Below are 15363 nucleotides of genomic sequence, written 5' to 3'. Positions count from 1 at the left end.
TGTCTGCCGCCTAAAGCGGTCTGAAGCACGTGACTTTAGTCATGTGAGGTTCACGATTATAAAGGAGCCAATAACAGGGCATACTATTCTATTTTTCATGCAATTAAGGCAGTACATGCTGTAAGCGGTAAAGCATATAAAAGGCATAAGGATGCTGTGGCTAACTTCAATAAGGATTATGTGAAAACATCAGTGTTTCCAAGAGAAATGGGAAGGAAAATCGGACAGGCAGAAGAGATTCGCCATGCCAGCGATTATGATGATTTTTATATTGCAAGTAAAGAAGAATCAGAACGGCAGATTTCAGTTGCAGATGAATTTATAATTCTGGCAGAAAAATATTGTATGGAACAGCTTGAAAAACAAAAGGAAAATTGAAATGAACGAGGATGCCCCTCAGGGTTTGAAGCCCTGAGGGATATTTTATGTAAAAGTATATTATTCTAATAAGCGCAACGGATGCTCCACATACCACAATGGAAATATTATAGCTGAGGAGATTCCGCCGGAATTGCTTTCTTATATGGAAGAAGTATTACCGGAAAAGAAGGAGCTGGATACGGAAATTGTTCTGGATACAATGATAAATGTAAATGAATTTTTGAAGAACTAATGTTCGCATCATATATACAATTTTAAATTTCCATGATATAATATCTCTTACATTTGAGTGTTAATTCGTCCACGTTAGTTTTACTACTTTTTATCAGTCTATAAAATATCGGGTGGTGAACAGAATTCGTCGAGAGGCATATTCGGCTAAAATCAGAGAATGTGCTTCGACGAATTTCTGACTGATAGACGAACTTTTTTGATATAAAAACCAGGAGGTGCTTTTTTGCAGAATTCACAACAAATATTCAAATTACACTCCGAATACCAGCCTACAGGCGACCAGCCCCAGGCAATCGAAAAACTGGTCAAAGGCTTTCAAGAAGGCAATCAATGCGAGACTTTGCTGGGCGTTACAGGTTCCGGCAAGACCTTTACCATGGCAAATGTTATTGCACAGTTAAATAAGCCAACCTTGATCATAGCGCACAATAAAACACTTGCAGCACAGCTGTACGGTGAGTTTAAGGAATTCTTCCCTGAGAATGCAGTAGAATATTTTGTCTCCTACTACGACTACTACCAGCCGGAGGCTTACGTGCCGTCTTCGGATACGTATATTGCGAAGGACTCTGCGCGGAACGATGAGATTGATAAGCTGCGGCTTTCCGCGACTTCTGCACTGAGTGAGCGGAACGATGTCATTGTGGTTTCCAGTGTTTCGTGTATCTATGGAATCGGAAGCCCGAAGGACTACATGGAGATGATTATTTCGCTCCGCCCGGGAATGGAAAAGGACCGGGACGATGTGATCCGGCAGTTGATTGATATTCAGTATGACCGGAATGATATGGATTTCCACCGCGGTACGTTCCGCGTGCGCGGTGATGTATTGGAGATTTTTCCGGCGGAAGAGACGGACAAGGCGGTGCGCGTCGAGTTCTTCGGGGATGAGATTGACCGTCTGGTGCAGATCGATACGCTGACGGGTGAAATCTTATGTGAACTGAACCATATCGCAATCTTTCCGGCCTCCCACTACGTTGTGCCGATGGACACGATCCTGAAAGCAACAGGCGAGATTGAAAAGGATATGGAAGAGCAGGTGAAGTTCTTCAAGCACGAGGGAAAACTGATCGAGGCCCAGCGCATCGAGGAGCGGACCAATTTCGATATTGAGATGCTCAAAGAAACCGGCATCTGTTCCGGCATCGAAAACTATTCGCGTTACCTCTCCGGATTAAAGCCAGGCGAGCCGCCCTACACACTGATGGACTATTTCGGAGATGATTTCCTCATCATCGTGGATGAGTCGCATAAGACTGTTCCGCAGATCCGCAGCATGTATGCCGGCGACCAGTCGCGGAAATCGACGCTGGTGGACTATGGATTCCGTCTGCCGTCCGCAAAAGACAACCGTCCGTTGAACTTCGGCGAGTTCGAGGACCGGATCGATCAGATCCTCTTCGTATCTGCCACGCCGGGCGACTACGAGGCAGACCACGAGCTGCTGCGCGCCGAACAGATCATCCGCCCGACCGGCCTTCTCGACCCGGATGTCGAGGTGCGCCCGGTGGAGGGACAGATCGACGATCTGATTTCGGAAGTAAAGAAAGAAACTGAAAAACACAACAAAGTTCTCGTGACGACGCTGACGAAGCGTATGGCAGAGGATCTGACCGACTATATGAAAGAGGCCGGCATCCGCGTGCGCTACCTGCACTCCGATATCGACACCCTGGAACGGACCGAGATCATCCGTGATATGCGTCTCGATGTCTTCGATGTGCTCGTCGGCATCAACCTTCTGCGTGAGGGTCTCGACATCCCGGAAATCACACTCGTGGCGATCCTGGATGCCGATAAAGAAGGTTTCCTGCGTTCCGAAACCTCCCTGATCCAGACCATCGGCCGTGCCGCGCGAAACAGCGAGGGCCATGTTATCATGTACGCCGATGTGATGACCGATTCCATGCGCCTCGCGATCGACGAGACGAAGCGCCGCCGTGCCCTGCAGGAAGCCTACAACAAAGAACACGGCATCACTCCGACCACCATCAAAAAAGCCGTCCGCGATCTCATCAGCATTTCGAAAGAAGTGGCAAAGACAGAAGAAAAGATGGAAAAAGACCCGGAGTCCATGAGCCGCGAAGAACTGGAAAAACTGATCGGCCAGGTACAGAAACAGATGAAAGCCGCTGCCGCCGAACTCAACTTCGAAATGGCCGCCGAGCTGCGTGACAAAATGATCACACTGAAGAAGAGCCTGGATGACATGGAAGAATAAAAAATGAGAAATAAAAAAGAAGAAAAGAGCATGAAAAAAAGCGTGCCGGAAAAGCGACAGAAAACTTTCCGGCACGCTTTTTTGCGTCCGATTTTGATTCCTTCTTGTTCAGAATTGACGCAAAATAAGAATACCATTATAATATAAAATACGACCAAACGGTCGTATCAAAACGAAAAACACAAAAATAAAAAAGACAACAATAAAAAAATTAATCGCCGAATTTTCTCTTTTTACTGGAAACACTCAGCAGATAGTCGACCGAGCAGTCATAGAACCGTGCAAGCCGGATCACATAGTCGATCGGGATGTCGCGGATTCCTTTTTCGTAGCGGGAATAGACGTCGCGGTTGCATTCGAGCAGGGCAGAAATCTCTTTGATGGTGAGATCCTGATCGATCCGCATATCTTCAATTCTCTGGTATTTCATACGTTGTACCATCCTTTCAGATTCAAACCCATACTACCAAACGGTTGGATGGACAAAGTTAAATCAGATCATATGGTCGCAAATTGGAGAATGGGGCGGGAGAGAGAAACGGCGGGGGAAGACAGCCTGTGCAGAAAACAGAAAAATATGTACGGCAGAAATGGGGGAACGAATGGGAAAAGCAGAAAGAATAGAAATAGAAGATTTTGTCCAGAATATAGTGGAACGGATGGAGACGCCGGAAGCGTTTGAAAAAATGATCAGCCGGGAGGAAGAATGCGAAGCGCAGGGGCAGGAGAGCCGTCTGAGGGATGTGCTGAAGAAAGAATGGCCGGTGGACGAAAAGGGAGAGCGTATCTATCAGATCACTAATATATATGAAGAAAAAGCAGAAGAACTCCTCATTGTAGAACTGTATACCGGCATCCACCTGGAAAACGGAGTCCCGTGCGGGCATTTTACGCTGTATCTCTGCGGGGAGCCGGACGGATGGAAACTCAGCGAAACGCGGATGATGGAATATCTGCAGAATCTGTAAACGAAAAAGCAAAACAAGGAGAACAGGGAAAAGAAAAACTGTCCTCCTGCTTTTGCTGCGGCGGAGACACTGAAAAGTCAGGATCCATACGGCCGCTTCTCATCGCTGATGCCGACCAGATAATCCAGACTGACCTGATACAGCTCCGCCAGACGGATGGCAATGGAGATCGGCAGCTGCCGGACGCCTTTTTCATATCGGGTATACACATCGCGGTTGCAGCCGAGATAGTCGGCAACCTGGCGGATCGTCAGATCGTGGTCCGTGCGCAGATCCTCCAGTCTCTGATATTTCATGATTCATCACCTCTGAGAAAATGCTACTAAATGGTCGTATCGAAATGGCAGAATCCTACCATACGGCTATAGCGCCTTTGAAACAGTAGAATGCAATAAAAAAGAAAAGTCAGATTCCTTTTCAGAAAGAAAACGGTTTATACTTTTTTCACAATTTCTTCATAGAAAAACCGGGAAAAGGTGTTGACAAACAAAAGGCAGAGTGCTATCTTAAGAGCATAGATGTTAGCACTCCACTGAAACGAGTGCTAACAGGACTATACAACAGGAAGGAGCTTATCTTAGTGGATACAGAATTGGATGAAAGAAAAAGAAAAATATTAAAAGCGATCATCCAGACGTATCTGGAAACGGGTGAGCCGGTCGGCTCAAGAACGATTTCCAAATACACGGATTTGAATTTAAGCTCCGCCACAATCCGGAATGAAATGTCCGATCTGGAAGAGATGGGTTACATCTTACAGCCCCACACTTCCGCAGGACGCATTCCTTCCGATAAAGGCTACCGCCTCTATGTAGATGAGCTGATGCGGGAAAAAGAACAGGAAGTTGCAGACATCAAAAACATGGTCATTGAAAAAACAGACCGAATGGAAAAAGTTCTGCAGCAGGTTGTCAAAGTCCTCGCTTCATCTACCAACTATGCAACGTTGATTACAGGACCGGAATATCACAGAAATAAAGTGAAATTCATCCAGCTCTCAAAAGTCAATGAAGAGCAGCTCCTGGCCGTCATCGTCGTAGAAGGCAACCTGGTGAAAAACCAGATGATCGACCTCGACGAGACCATCAACGATGAACAGATATTAAAGCTGAACCTGCTTCTGAACACACAGCTCAATGGCCTGACCATTGAAGAAATCAATCTTGGCATGATTAAGAAGATGAAAGAGCAGGCAGGCATCCACTCCGGCATCATCAGCAAAGTGGTCGATACCGTAGCGGAAGCCATCGCAGTCAGCGAAGAAGATGTGCCGGTGTACACCAGCGGCGCAACCAACATTTTCAAGTACCCTGAGCTTTCCGACAGCAGCAAAGCCAGCCAGCTGATCTCCACATTCGAGGAACGGCAGAAACTGGTCGATATGATCAAAGGAGCTGCCGAGGAGCAGGACGGAGAGGAAAATACCGGTATTCAGGTATACATCGGAAATGAATCTTCGATGGAACCCTTACGGGACTGCAGCGTGGTCACCACCACATACGATATGGGAAACGGTATGCGCGGAACAATCGGTATCGTGGGACCAAAGCGGATGGATTACGAAAATGTGGTAGATAACCTGAAAACATTAAAAGTTCAACTGGACGCCGTCTTCAAAAAGCCGGACACAGGTGAGTAGAAAGGTGGAATGATCAGTGAGCGAAGAAAATAGAAAGAAAGAGGAAACCATGGAAGAACCTACACGCGAGATGGAAAAAGAAACCGGAGCAGAGACCGATCTGCCGGAAACCGAACCGGCTGCGGAGCAGGAAGAAGCAAAGAAAGCAGCAGAGGCAAAAGAAGCGGAAGCTGCAGAAGAAACTGCTGAGGATGGCAAAGAACGAAAGTTCTTCAAAAAGAAAAAAGATAAAAAAGATGAGAAAATCGAAGAGCTGACTGACCGCCTGACCCGTCAGATGGCAGAGTTCGATAACTTCCGCAAACGCACCGAAAAAGAAAAAGCAAATATGTATGCCATTGGAGCAAAAGACATCATCGAGAAGATTCTTCCGGTTGTTGACAGCTTCGAGCGCGGACTTGCAACGGTGGAAAACCCGGAGGAAGATCCGTTCGCAGACGGCATGAATAAAGTATACAAACAGTTTACCACAGCACTCGATGAACTCGGTGTAACCGTGATCGAGGCCGTTGGAAAGGAATTCGATCCGAACCTGCACAACGCAGTGATGCATGTGGAGGATGAGGAAGCCGGCGAGAACATCGTCGTAGAAGAGTTCCTGAAGGGCTACATGTACAAAGGTTCCGTAGTCCGTCACAGTATGGTCAAGGTGGCTAACTAAGCCTTGAAGATAAATAAATAGAAATTAAACCATTTTTTAGCATAATTCATTGAGGAGGAAACAACAATGGGCAAAATTATTGGTATTGACTTAGGAACAACAAACAGCTGTGTAGCCGTTATGGAAGGTGGAAAACCAACCGTTATCGCAAACGCAGAGGGTGAAAGAACAACTCCATCTATCGTAGCATTCACAAAAACAGGTGACCGTCTGGTCGGCGAGCCGGCAAAACGTCAGGCTGTAACAAACGCAGACAGAACCATCCGTTCCATCAAACGTGAGATGGGTACTGATTATAAAGTAGACATCGAAGGAAAGAAATACTCTCCGCAGGAGATCTCCGCTATGATCCTTCAGAAACTGAAAGGTGATGCAGAGAACTACCTTGGTGAGAAAGTAACAGAAGCAGTTATCACCGTTCCGGCTTACTTCAACGACGCACAGCGTCAGGCTACCAAAGATGCCGGTAAAATCGCAGGTCTTGATGTAAAACGTATCATCAACGAGCCTACCGCAGCAGCTCTGGCATACGGACTGGATAACGAGAAAGAGCAGAAGATCATGGTATACGACCTTGGCGGCGGTACTTTCGATGTTTCCATCATCGAGATCGGTGACGGTGTTATCGAAGTTCTTTCCACAGCAGGAAACAACCGTCTGGGCGGCGATGACTTCGACCAGAAAGTAACAGATTATATCCTCGCTGAGTTCAAAAAACAGGAAGGTGTAGATCTTTCCAACGACAAGATGGCTCTGCAGAGAATCAGAGAAGCAGCAGAGAAAGCAAAGAAAGAGCTTTCCAGCGCAACTACAACCAACATCAACCTGCCGTTCATCACTGCAACCGCAGATGGCCCGAAACATCTTGATATGAACCTGACAAAGGCTAAATTCGATGAGCTGACCCACGACCTGGTAGAGAAAACCGCAGAGCCGGTACAGAGAGCACTTTCTGATGCAGGCCTTCAGGCATCCGAGCTTTCCAAAGTCCTTCTGGTAGGCGGATCTACCCGTATCCCGGCTGTACAGGATAAAGTAAGACAGCTGACCGGACATGAGCCGAGCAAGAGCCTGAACCCGGATGAGTGCGTAGCACTTGGTGCTTCCGTACAGGGTGGTAAACTTGCAGGAGACGCCGGCGCAGGCGATATCCTTCTTCTGGATGTAACTCCACTGTCTCTGTCCATCGAGACCATGGGAGGTATTGCAACTCGTCTGATCGAGCGTAACACCACAATCCCGACCAAGAAGAGCCAGATCTTCTCCACAGCAGCAGATAACCAGACTGCAGTAGATATCAACGTTGTACAGGGTGAGCGTCAGTTCGCGAAAGACAACAAATCCCTCGGCCAGTTCCGTCTGGATGGAATTCCGCCAGCAAGAAGAGGCGTTCCGCAGATCGAGGTTACCTTTGATATCGATGCCAACGGTATCGTAAATGTATCTGCAAAAGACCTGGGAACAGGAAAAGAGCAGCACATCACCATCACCGCAGGCTCTAACATGTCCGACAGCGAGATCGACAAAGCAGTCAAAGAAGCTGCTGAGTTCGAGGCTCAGGATAAGAAACGAAAAGAAGCAATCGACGCAAGAAACGATGCAGACTCCATGGTATTCCAGACCGAGAAAGCAATCGAGGAAGTCGGCGACAAGCTTGATGCAAACGACAAAACAGCAGTAGAAGCTGACCTGAACGCACTGAAAGATCTCATTGCAAAATGCAATCCGGAAGAGATGACCGATGCACAGGTAGCTGATCTGAAAGCAGCTCAGGAAAAACTGATGACAAGCGCTCAGAAACTGTTTGCAAAACTGTATGAGCAGCAGGGCGGCGCAGCAGGCGCTGGTGCTGGAGCAGCAGGTGCAGGCCCGGATATGGGAAATGCAGGAGCGGCAGGCGGCCATGACGACGATGTCGTAGACGCTGACTACAAAGAGGTTTAACAAATCAGACCCGGTGAAATACCGACTGTGAGTTGAAACAATAAATAAGATACAGAAAGGGCCCTGTGAGGCTGGTATTTACGGGGGACGGATCCGATTCCGCCCCCTGTATTTATGTCGATGGACAGGACAGCCGTTTGCTTTTGCGGAAGTACTGGCATTGTCCTTTGACATGTGTTATAGTAAAATATGTTTGAGCATAAACAGATGCTGAAACAGTATTTTGCGAAACAGAAATGAAAAAGGTGAACATAAATGGCAGAAAAAAGAGATTATTATGAGGTGCTTGGTGTAGACCGCGGAGCGGACGATGCAACCTTGAAAAAAGCATACCGTAAACTGGCAAAAAAGTATCATCCGGATATGAACCCGGGCGACAAAGAGGCCGAGGCAAAATTTAAAGAGGCGACAGAAGCCTATGGCGTGCTGAGTGATCCGGACAAACGGCGTCAGTACGATCAGTTTGGCCACGCTGCATTTGAAAACGGCGGTGGCGGCGCAGGAGCCGGCGGATTCGGCGGCTTCGACTTTGGCGGCGGAGATATGGGTGATATCTTCGGCGATATTTTCGGCGACCTGTTCGGTGGCGGCGGAAGCAGAAGAAGAGCAAACAATGGACCGATGAAGGGAGCAAACCTCCGCGCTGTTGTCCACATTACGTTTGAGGAAGCTGTTTTCGGATGCCAGAAAGAGCTCGAGATCAACCTGAAGGATACCTGTACAACGTGCCACGGAACCGGCGCAAAACCAGGAACTTCACCGGAGACATGCTCCAAATGTAACGGAACTGGTCAGATTACGTACACACAGCAGACCATGTTCGGTTCTGTGAGAAACGTGACGACCTGTCCGGATTGTAACGGAACCGGAAAGATCATTCGCGATAAATGTACCGCATGCCACGGCACGGGCTATACATCCAGCAGAAAACGCATTCAGGTCAACATTCCGGCTGGAATCGACGATGGACAGAGCATCCGGATCCGTGAAAAAGGTGAGCCGGGTGTAAACGGCGGACCGAGAGGAGATTTGCTTGTCGAGGTTCAGGTAACCCGTCATCCGATCTTCCAGAGACAGGATATGAACATCTTCTCCACTGCACCGATTACGTTTGCCCAGGCAGCACTCGGCGGTGATGTGAAGATCAGCACCGTTGACGGGGACGTTCTCTACACTGTAAAACCGGGAACCCAGACCGATACGAAGATCCGTCTGAAGGGAAAAGGTGTTCCGTCCCTTCGCAACAGCAATGTGCGCGGTGATCACTACGTAACACTCGTAGTCCAGACTCCGACGAAACTGAATGAGAAAGCAAAAGAGGCCCTCCGCGCCTTCGACGAAGCCTGCGGAAACCGCCCGGCAGCAGAAGAAAAAGCAGCCGACGGCGAAACTGCAGAGCAGCCGAAGAAGAAAAAAGGCTTTATGGATAAAGTGAAAGAGGCCTTTGAGGACATCGATAAATAAAGAACGGTGGCAAGCCGGAAAAGAAAGAAGAATCTGTGGAAAAAGCAGGTTCTTCTTTCTTTTCTATGAAAGAACCATGAAAATTTGGTGAATTTATACACAGAATGGTCGGATTTTGATATAATGTGGAAAACTTAAGGGGAGAGAAAAGAAAGGAAACGGGGAAAATGAGATTTCGACCATGTATTGATATTCATAACGGAAAAGTAAAACAGATTGTCGGGGGATCGCTGAAAGATCAGGGAAATCAGGCGAGCGAGAATTTTGTCTCGGAGCAGGATGCGTCGTACTATGCGCAGCTGTACGAAGAGCAGGGCATTACGGGCGGCCATGTGATTCTGCTGAACAAGGAAGGTACCGAGTTTTACGAGGAGACGAAGCGCCAGGCATTGCTGGCACTCTCGACGTACCCGGGCGGCCTGCAGGTGGGAGGCGGCATTGATGCGGAGAATGCGTGCGAGTTTCTGACAGCGGGGGCAAGCCATGTGATTGTGACTTCGTATGTGTTCCGCGACGGCCATGTGTTCTATGAAAATCTGGACAAGCTGGTGACGACGGTAGGAAAGCAGCGGCTGACACTGGATTTAAGCTGCCGGAAGCGGGACGGAAAATACTATATCGTGACGGACCGCTGGCAGAAGTTCACGGACGAAGAAGTGACAGAGGAACTGCTGCATCACCTGTCAGAATACTGTGATGAGTTCCTGATCCATGCCGTGGATGTCGAGGGAAAGGCTTCCGGCATTGAGACGGAGCTGGTGGAACTGCTTGCGAAGATGAAAGATTTTCCGGTGACGTACGCCGGCGGCGTGGGAAGTTTTGAAGACCTGGAGCTGCTCAAAAAACTGGGAAACAACCACGTCGATGTGACAATTGGCAGTGCACTGGATCTGTTCGGCGGCAAAATGAAGTTTGAAGACGTGCTGGCAGTATGCCGCCGGTAAGCGGAAACGGACGTTCACCCGCGCCATTCGCAAAACCGCGCTTTCAGCGCTCTCCGCTGCTGCGCAGCTCCTTTTTGCTCATAACCAGGCGCTCCCTTTGTATCTTATTCTTGACAGATTTTCATGCGAGCATGAAATCTGTCAAAAATAAGATACAAGTGAACTGTAACAGAAAAAACTCTAAAATATTCATGAATTTTCTAAATACTATTGCAAATAGAGACAACTATTGCTATAATTAGAGTTACTTACAGGGGAAGTGAAGAACCTGTAAAATTTGAGAGCAAAGGGGTTGGGCATAATGAAAATTACCATCAGCGGAAAAAATATTGACGTGACAGAGGGATTAAAAGCCGCGGTCAACGAAAAACTTGGCAAACTGGAGAAATATTTTACGCCTGACACAAATGTCATTGTAACCTTAAGCGTAGAGAAAGAAAGACAGAAAATTGAGGTTACCATTCCGGTAAAAGGAAATATCATCCGTTCCGAGCAGGTAAGCAACGATATGTACGTATCCATCGATCTGGTAGAGGAAGTCATCGAACGCCAGCTTCGCAAATACAAAAACAAAATTGCCGACAAACAGCAGGAAGCAGGAAACTTCCAGAAAGAATATCTGGAGCATGACTATCTGGAGGACGAAGACATCCAGATCATCCGTACGAAAAAATTCGGCATGAAACCAATGTATCCGGAAGATGCCTGCGTACAGATGGAACTTCTTGGACACACCTTCTTCGTATTCCGCAATGCAGAGACCGACGAAGTAAACGTCGTTTACAAGAGAAAGAACAACACCTACGGTCTGATCGAGCCGGAGTGCTGAAAAGTAAATAAAGAATGAACAGTCACCCTGTTTCCAGCTTAGAAAAGCTGTGAAACAGGGTGACTTTTTCGCGGAAAGGGCCGGAAAGTCCGGGAAAAGCCGTAAAAACAGCGGAAAACCGGGGAACGGCACCAAATGTTTACGAAAAATTCATTGTTATCTTGTGCCAGAAGTGGTAGAATAGTACCATATGTTAATATGGCAATTAATAGAGAAAGCAGGAGCAAACATTCTATGAAATTCACAGAAAAACTTTTTGGTACGCACAGTGAGCGCGAGCTGAAACGAATCTATCCAATTGTAGACAAAATCGAAGCTCTCCGCCCGACCATGCAGGCGCTGACCGATGAAGAGCTGCGTGCCAAGACAAAGGAATATAAAGACCGCTACAACGGAGGCGAATCCCTGGATTCCATTCTCCCGGAAGCATTCGCAACCGTCCGCGAGGCAGCAAAACGTTCCCTCGGTATGGAACACCACCGCGTACAGCTGATCGGTGGTATTATCCTCCATCAGGGCCGTATCGCTGAGATGAAAACCGGTGAAGGAAAAACCCTCGTTTCCACCCTTCCGGCTTACCTGAATGCACTGACCGGACGCGGTGTCCACATTGTTACCGTCAACGATTACCTGGCAAACCGAGATGCTGAGTGGATGGGCAAAGTCCACAGATTCCTCGGTTTGACCGTCGGTGTCGTTCTGAACGATATGAAGAACGATGAGCGCCGCCAGCAGTATGCATGCGACATCACCTACATCACCAACAACGAACTTGGTTTCGATTACCTGCGTGACAACATGGTGATCTACAAGGAGCAGCTCGTACAGAGAGAGCTTGCTTACTGTATCATCGACGAGGTCGACTCCGTCCTGATCGACGAGGCAAGAACACCTCTGATTATTTCCGGACAGAGCAGCAAATCCACCAAGCTGTACGAGACCGCAGATATTCTGGCACACCAGATGCAGCGCGGCGAGGCAAGCGGCGAGATGACCAAGATGACCGCGATCATGGGCGAGGAGATCGAGGAGACCGGAGACTTCATCGTCAACGAGAAGGACAAATTCGTTACCCTGACCGATGACGGTGTGAAGAAAGTCGAGAACTTCTTCCATATCGAGAATCTCTCCGATCCGGAGAACCTGGAGATCCAGCACAACGTGATCCTGGCGTTGCGTGCCAATTATCTGATGCACCGCGACAAGGACTACGTAGTCAAAGACGACGAGGTTCTGATCGTCGATGAGTTCACCGGCCGTATCATGCCGGGCCGCCGTTATTCCGATGGTCTGCATCAGGCAATCGAGGCAAAAGAGCACGTTAAAGTAAGAAGAGAGAGCAAGACTCTGGCAACCATCACGTTCCAGAACTTCTTTAACAAATACGAGAAAAAAGCCGGCATGACCGGTACTGCCCTCACCGAGGAGCAGGAGTTCCGTGACATCTACGGCATGGACGTTATCGAGATCCCGACCAACCGCCCGGTCATCCGTGTGGATATGGACGATGCCGTATACATGACGAAAAAAGAGAAATTCCACGCAGTCGTAGAGGAAGTCAAAGAGGCACATGCCGTGAACCAGCCGGTTCTGGTTGGTACCATCACCATTGAGACTTCCGAGCTGATCAGCAAAATGCTGCGCCGCGAGGGAATTCCGCATCAGGTCTTAAATGCGAAGTTCCATGAGCTCGAGGCAGAAATCGTAGCCCATGCCGGTGAGGCAGGAGCCGTTACCATCGCGACCAACATGGCCGGCCGTGGTACCGATATCAAGCTGGATGATGTGGCAAAAGCTGCCGGCGGCTTAAAGATCATCGGCACCGAGCGTCATGAGTCCCGCCGTATCGACAATCAGCTCCGCGGTCGTTCCGGCCGTCAGGGAGACCCGGGTGAGTCCCGTTTCTACATTTCCCTGGAAGACGATCTGATGAGACTCTTCGGTTCCGAAAAACTGATGGGCATTTTCAAATCCCTCGGCGTACCGGAAAATGAGCAGATCGAGCACAAGATGCTTTCTTCCGCCATCGAAAAAGCGCAGAAGAAGATCGAGGGCAACAACTACGGAATCCGTAAAAACCTGCTCGACTATGACCAGGTCAATAACGAGCAGCGTGAGATCATCTACAAAGAGAGACGCCGCGTACTGGACGGCGAGAGCATGAGAGATACCATCTTCAAGATGATTGCCGATACCATCGACAATACCGTAGATCTCTGCATCGGCGAGAACACAGAGCAGTCCGAATGGGATCTGACAGAATTAAATGAGATGCTGCTTTCCATCATGCCGGTGAAGGCAGTGACAAAAGAGCGCGTAGAGAAGATTTCCAAAAACGAGCTGAAACAGCAGTTAAAAGAGGAAGCTGTTAAACTCTACGAGGAGAAAGAAGCAGAATTCCCGGAGGAGGAGCAGATTCGTGAGCTTGAGCGTGTCGTTCTTTTGAAGGTTATCGACCAGAAGTGGATGGATCATATCGATGATATGGATCAGCTCCGCGAGGGTATCGGTCTGCAGGCATACGGCCAGAGAGACCCGAAGGTTGAGTACAAGATGGCAGCTTACGACATGTTTAACGAAATGCTCGAGTCCATCCAGCAGGATACCGTCCGTCTCCTGTTCCATGTACGTGTTGAGCAGAAAGTAGAACGTGAGCAGGTAGCCAAAGTGACCGGAACCAACAAAGACGAGTCCGGCCCGAGAAAACCGGTACAGCGCGCAGAGCGTAAGATCTATCCAAACGATCCATGCCCGTGCGGAAGCGGCAAGAAGTACAAACAGTGCTGCGGAAGAAAACCGGTTTGATAAAAGCAGAACAGCAGTGAGACGGATGAGCACGATCCGTTTGACAAAGCACGCAGCTTCCCTACCAGAAGCTGCGTGTCATACAAAATATAAAACAGAAAGCAGGTGAAGCTTGTGGTAGTTGAATTAGACCAGTTCAAAATGGAACTTGGCACATACGATAAACCATTAGTGGAAGTGAGGGATTCACTTTGACCTCGCTAACAAAGAGCAGAGGATCGAAGAATTAGAGCGTAAAATGGAGGAACCCAATTTCTGGGACAACCCCGAAGAAGCGCAGGAGCAGATGAAACAGCTGAGCAGCATGAAAGAGGACAGAGATACGTATCAGAAACTGGTATCCGCCAAAGAAGATATGGAAACTCTGATTGAGATGGGACAGGAGGAGGATGACGATTCCGTTGTTCCGGAAATCGCGGAAATGATGGAAGAGTTCAAGGCATCCTTCGATGCCATCCGCATCAAAACCCTGCTGTCCGGCGAATTTGACAAGGACAATGCGATCATCAAACTGAACGCAGGTGCAGGCGGAACCGAGGCGTGCGACTGGTGCGGCATGCTGTACCGTATGTACACCAGATGGGCAGAACGCAAAGGCTTTACGATCGAGGAACTCGACTTTCTGGACGGTGATGAGGCCGGTGTGAAGTCCGTGACATTCCAGGTCAACGGCGAAAACGCTTACGGTTATCTGAAATCCGAAAAAGGAGTTCACCGTCTCGTCCGTATTTCTCCGTTCAACGCGGCAGGAAAACGCCAGACATCGTTCGTATCGTGCGATGTTATGCCGGATATCGACAAAGAGATCGATGTTGAGGTTCGTGATGAGGATATTCGTATCGATACGTACCGTTCCAGCGGTGCCGGCGGACAGCACATCAACAAGACGTCATCGGCGATCCGAATCACGCATATGCCGACCGGCATCGTGGTTACGTGCCAGAATGAGCGTTCCCAGTTCCAGAACAAGGACAAGGCAATGCAGATGCTGAAAGCAAAATTGTATATGCTGAAACTCCAGGAGCAGGCAGATAAGCTGAGCGACATCCGCGGCGAAGTAACCGAGATCGGCTGGGGCAACCAGATCCGTTCTTACGTTATGCAGCCATACACCATGGTCAAAGACCACCGTACCAACGCAGAGACCGGAAACGTCGATGCAGTCATGGACGGCGGAATTGATCTGTTTATCAACGCATATCTGAAGTGGATTGCCCTCGGAACCGGAGCGAAAGAGGAAGAAGCATAATTCGGCTGTGGGCAGAGCACA

12 protein-coding genes and 1 pseudogene are annotated in these 15363 nt (G+C 48.6%); 11 read left to right on the top strand and 2 right to left on the bottom strand.

The features are described from left to right. Nucleotides 1-54 precede the first annotated feature (54 nt). A pseudogene (locus DXD92_RS17030) lies at nt 55-378 on the top strand (HEPN domain-containing protein); the annotation flags it as partial. 460 nt (nt 379-838) lie between these two features. Then, entirely contained in the window at nt 839-2839 is a 2001-nt protein-coding gene (gene uvrB / locus DXD92_RS17025; protein WP_055228290.1) for an excinuclease ABC subunit UvrB, read from the top strand. Nucleotides 2840-3050: 211 nt separating this feature from the next. On the opposite strand, the gene DXD92_RS17020 is transcribed toward uvrB, so the two are convergent. Then, nucleotides 3051-3269, bottom strand: coding sequence for a helix-turn-helix domain-containing protein (locus DXD92_RS17020; RefSeq protein ID WP_055228291.1), 219 nt, complete (start codon nt 3267-3269; stop codon nt 3051-3053). Nucleotides 3270-3441: 172 nt separating this feature from the next. On the opposite strand from DXD92_RS17020, the gene DXD92_RS17015 reads away from it, so the two are divergent. Further along, on the top strand, nt 3442-3807 hold the full coding sequence (locus DXD92_RS17015; RefSeq protein WP_022461735.1) for a hypothetical protein: 366 nt from the start codon (nt 3442-3444) through the stop codon (nt 3805-3807). A gap of 77 nt (nt 3808-3884) precedes the next feature. Here the strand turns inward: DXD92_RS17015 and DXD92_RS17010 are convergent, their stop codons facing one another. Continuing rightward, nucleotides 3885-4103, bottom strand: a complete 219-nt coding sequence (locus DXD92_RS17010) for a helix-turn-helix domain-containing protein (RefSeq protein ID WP_055218403.1) — start codon at nt 4101-4103, stop codon at nt 3885-3887. Between the two features lie 284 nt (nt 4104-4387). Here DXD92_RS17010 and hrcA point away from each other — a divergent pair, with 284 nt between their 5' ends. The 8 genes from hrcA (at nt 4388) to prfB (ending at nt 15342) form a co-directional block, all read left to right on the top strand. Next, nucleotides 4388-5446 carry a heat-inducible transcriptional repressor HrcA gene (hrcA, locus tag DXD92_RS17005; protein ID WP_022461073.1) on the top strand — a complete coding sequence of 353 codons (1059 nt, stop codon included), beginning with the start codon at nt 4388-4390 and terminating at the stop codon, nt 5444-5446. Nucleotides 5447-5495: 49 nt separating this feature from the next. After that, nucleotides 5496-6107 carry a nucleotide exchange factor GrpE gene (grpE, locus tag DXD92_RS17000; protein ID WP_055218747.1) on the top strand — a complete coding sequence of 204 codons (612 nt, stop codon included), beginning with the start codon at nt 5496-5498 and terminating at the stop codon, nt 6105-6107. 66 nt (nt 6108-6173) lie between these two features. Further along, on the top strand, nt 6174-8051 hold the full coding sequence (gene dnaK, locus DXD92_RS16995) for a molecular chaperone DnaK (protein ID WP_118641121.1): 1878 nt from the start codon (nt 6174-6176) through the stop codon (nt 8049-8051). 255 nt (nt 8052-8306) lie between these two features. Further along, nucleotides 8307-9515, top strand: coding sequence for a molecular chaperone DnaJ (gene dnaJ, locus DXD92_RS16990; protein ID WP_117761695.1), 1209 nt, complete (start codon nt 8307-8309; stop codon nt 9513-9515). 167 nt (nt 9516-9682) lie between these two features. After that, nucleotides 9683-10459: a phosphoribosylformimino-5-aminoimidazole carboxamide ribotide isomerase gene (gene hisA, locus DXD92_RS16985; protein WP_117761694.1), complete on the top strand. Its 777-nt coding sequence runs from the start codon at nt 9683-9685 to the stop codon at nt 10457-10459. A 301-nt stretch (nt 10460-10760) separates the two neighbouring features. Beyond that, nucleotides 10761-11288 carry a ribosome hibernation-promoting factor, HPF/YfiA family gene (gene hpf, locus DXD92_RS16980; RefSeq protein ID WP_055218411.1) on the top strand — a complete coding sequence of 176 codons (528 nt, stop codon included), beginning with the start codon at nt 10761-10763 and terminating at the stop codon, nt 11286-11288. Nucleotides 11289-11522: 234 nt separating this feature from the next. Continuing rightward, nucleotides 11523-14093, top strand: coding sequence for a preprotein translocase subunit SecA (secA, locus tag DXD92_RS16975; protein ID WP_055218413.1), 2571 nt, complete (start codon nt 11523-11525; stop codon nt 14091-14093). Between the two features lie 141 nt (nt 14094-14234). After that, nucleotides 14235-15342 (top strand): peptide chain release factor 2 gene (prfB, locus tag DXD92_RS16970; protein ID WP_117509617.1). Its coding sequence is split into 2 segments (ribosomal slippage): nt 14235-14285 and nt 14287-15342, totalling 1107 coding nucleotides; the frame shifts between segments, so codons are not numbered across the junction. Nucleotides 15343-15363 lie beyond the last annotated feature (21 nt).

Origin of the sequence: Blautia sp. TM10-2 (assembly GCF_003480845.1) — a bacterium.
Taxonomy (GTDB): Bacteria; Bacillota; Clostridia; order Lachnospirales; family Lachnospiraceae; genus Fusicatenibacter; species Fusicatenibacter saccharivorans.
Note: the sequence above shows the minus strand (reverse complement) of the source record. Positions and strands in the feature narration are given on the sequence as shown.

Excerpts from the sequence above, each read along its gene's own strand:
- dnaJ (WP_117761695.1), top strand. The coding sequence starts at position 8,307 with ATGGCAGAAAAAAGAGATTATTATGAGGTGCTTGGTGTAGACCGCGGA.
- secA (WP_055218413.1), top strand. The coding sequence starts at position 11,523 with ATGAAATTCACAGAAAAACTTTTTGGTACGCACAGTGAGCGCGAGCTG.
- grpE (WP_055218747.1), top strand. The coding sequence starts at position 5,496 with ATGGAAGAACCTACACGCGAGATGGAAAAAGAAACCGGAGCAGAGACC.
- dnaK (WP_118641121.1), top strand. The coding sequence starts at position 6,174 with ATGGGCAAAATTATTGGTATTGACTTAGGAACAACAAACAGCTGTGTA.
- DXD92_RS17015 (WP_022461735.1), top strand. The coding sequence starts at position 3,442 with ATGGGAAAAGCAGAAAGAATAGAAATAGAAGATTTTGTCCAGAATATA.
- DXD92_RS17020 (WP_055228291.1), bottom strand. The coding sequence starts at position 3,269 with ATGAAATACCAGAGAATTGAAGATATGCGGATCGATCAGGATCTCACC.
- hisA (WP_117761694.1), top strand. The coding sequence starts at position 9,683 with ATGAGATTTCGACCATGTATTGATATTCATAACGGAAAAGTAAAACAG.
- hpf (WP_055218411.1), top strand. The coding sequence starts at position 10,761 with ATGAAAATTACCATCAGCGGAAAAAATATTGACGTGACAGAGGGATTA.
- DXD92_RS17010 (WP_055218403.1), bottom strand. The coding sequence starts at position 4,103 with ATGAAATATCAGAGACTGGAGGATCTGCGCACGGACCACGATCTGACG.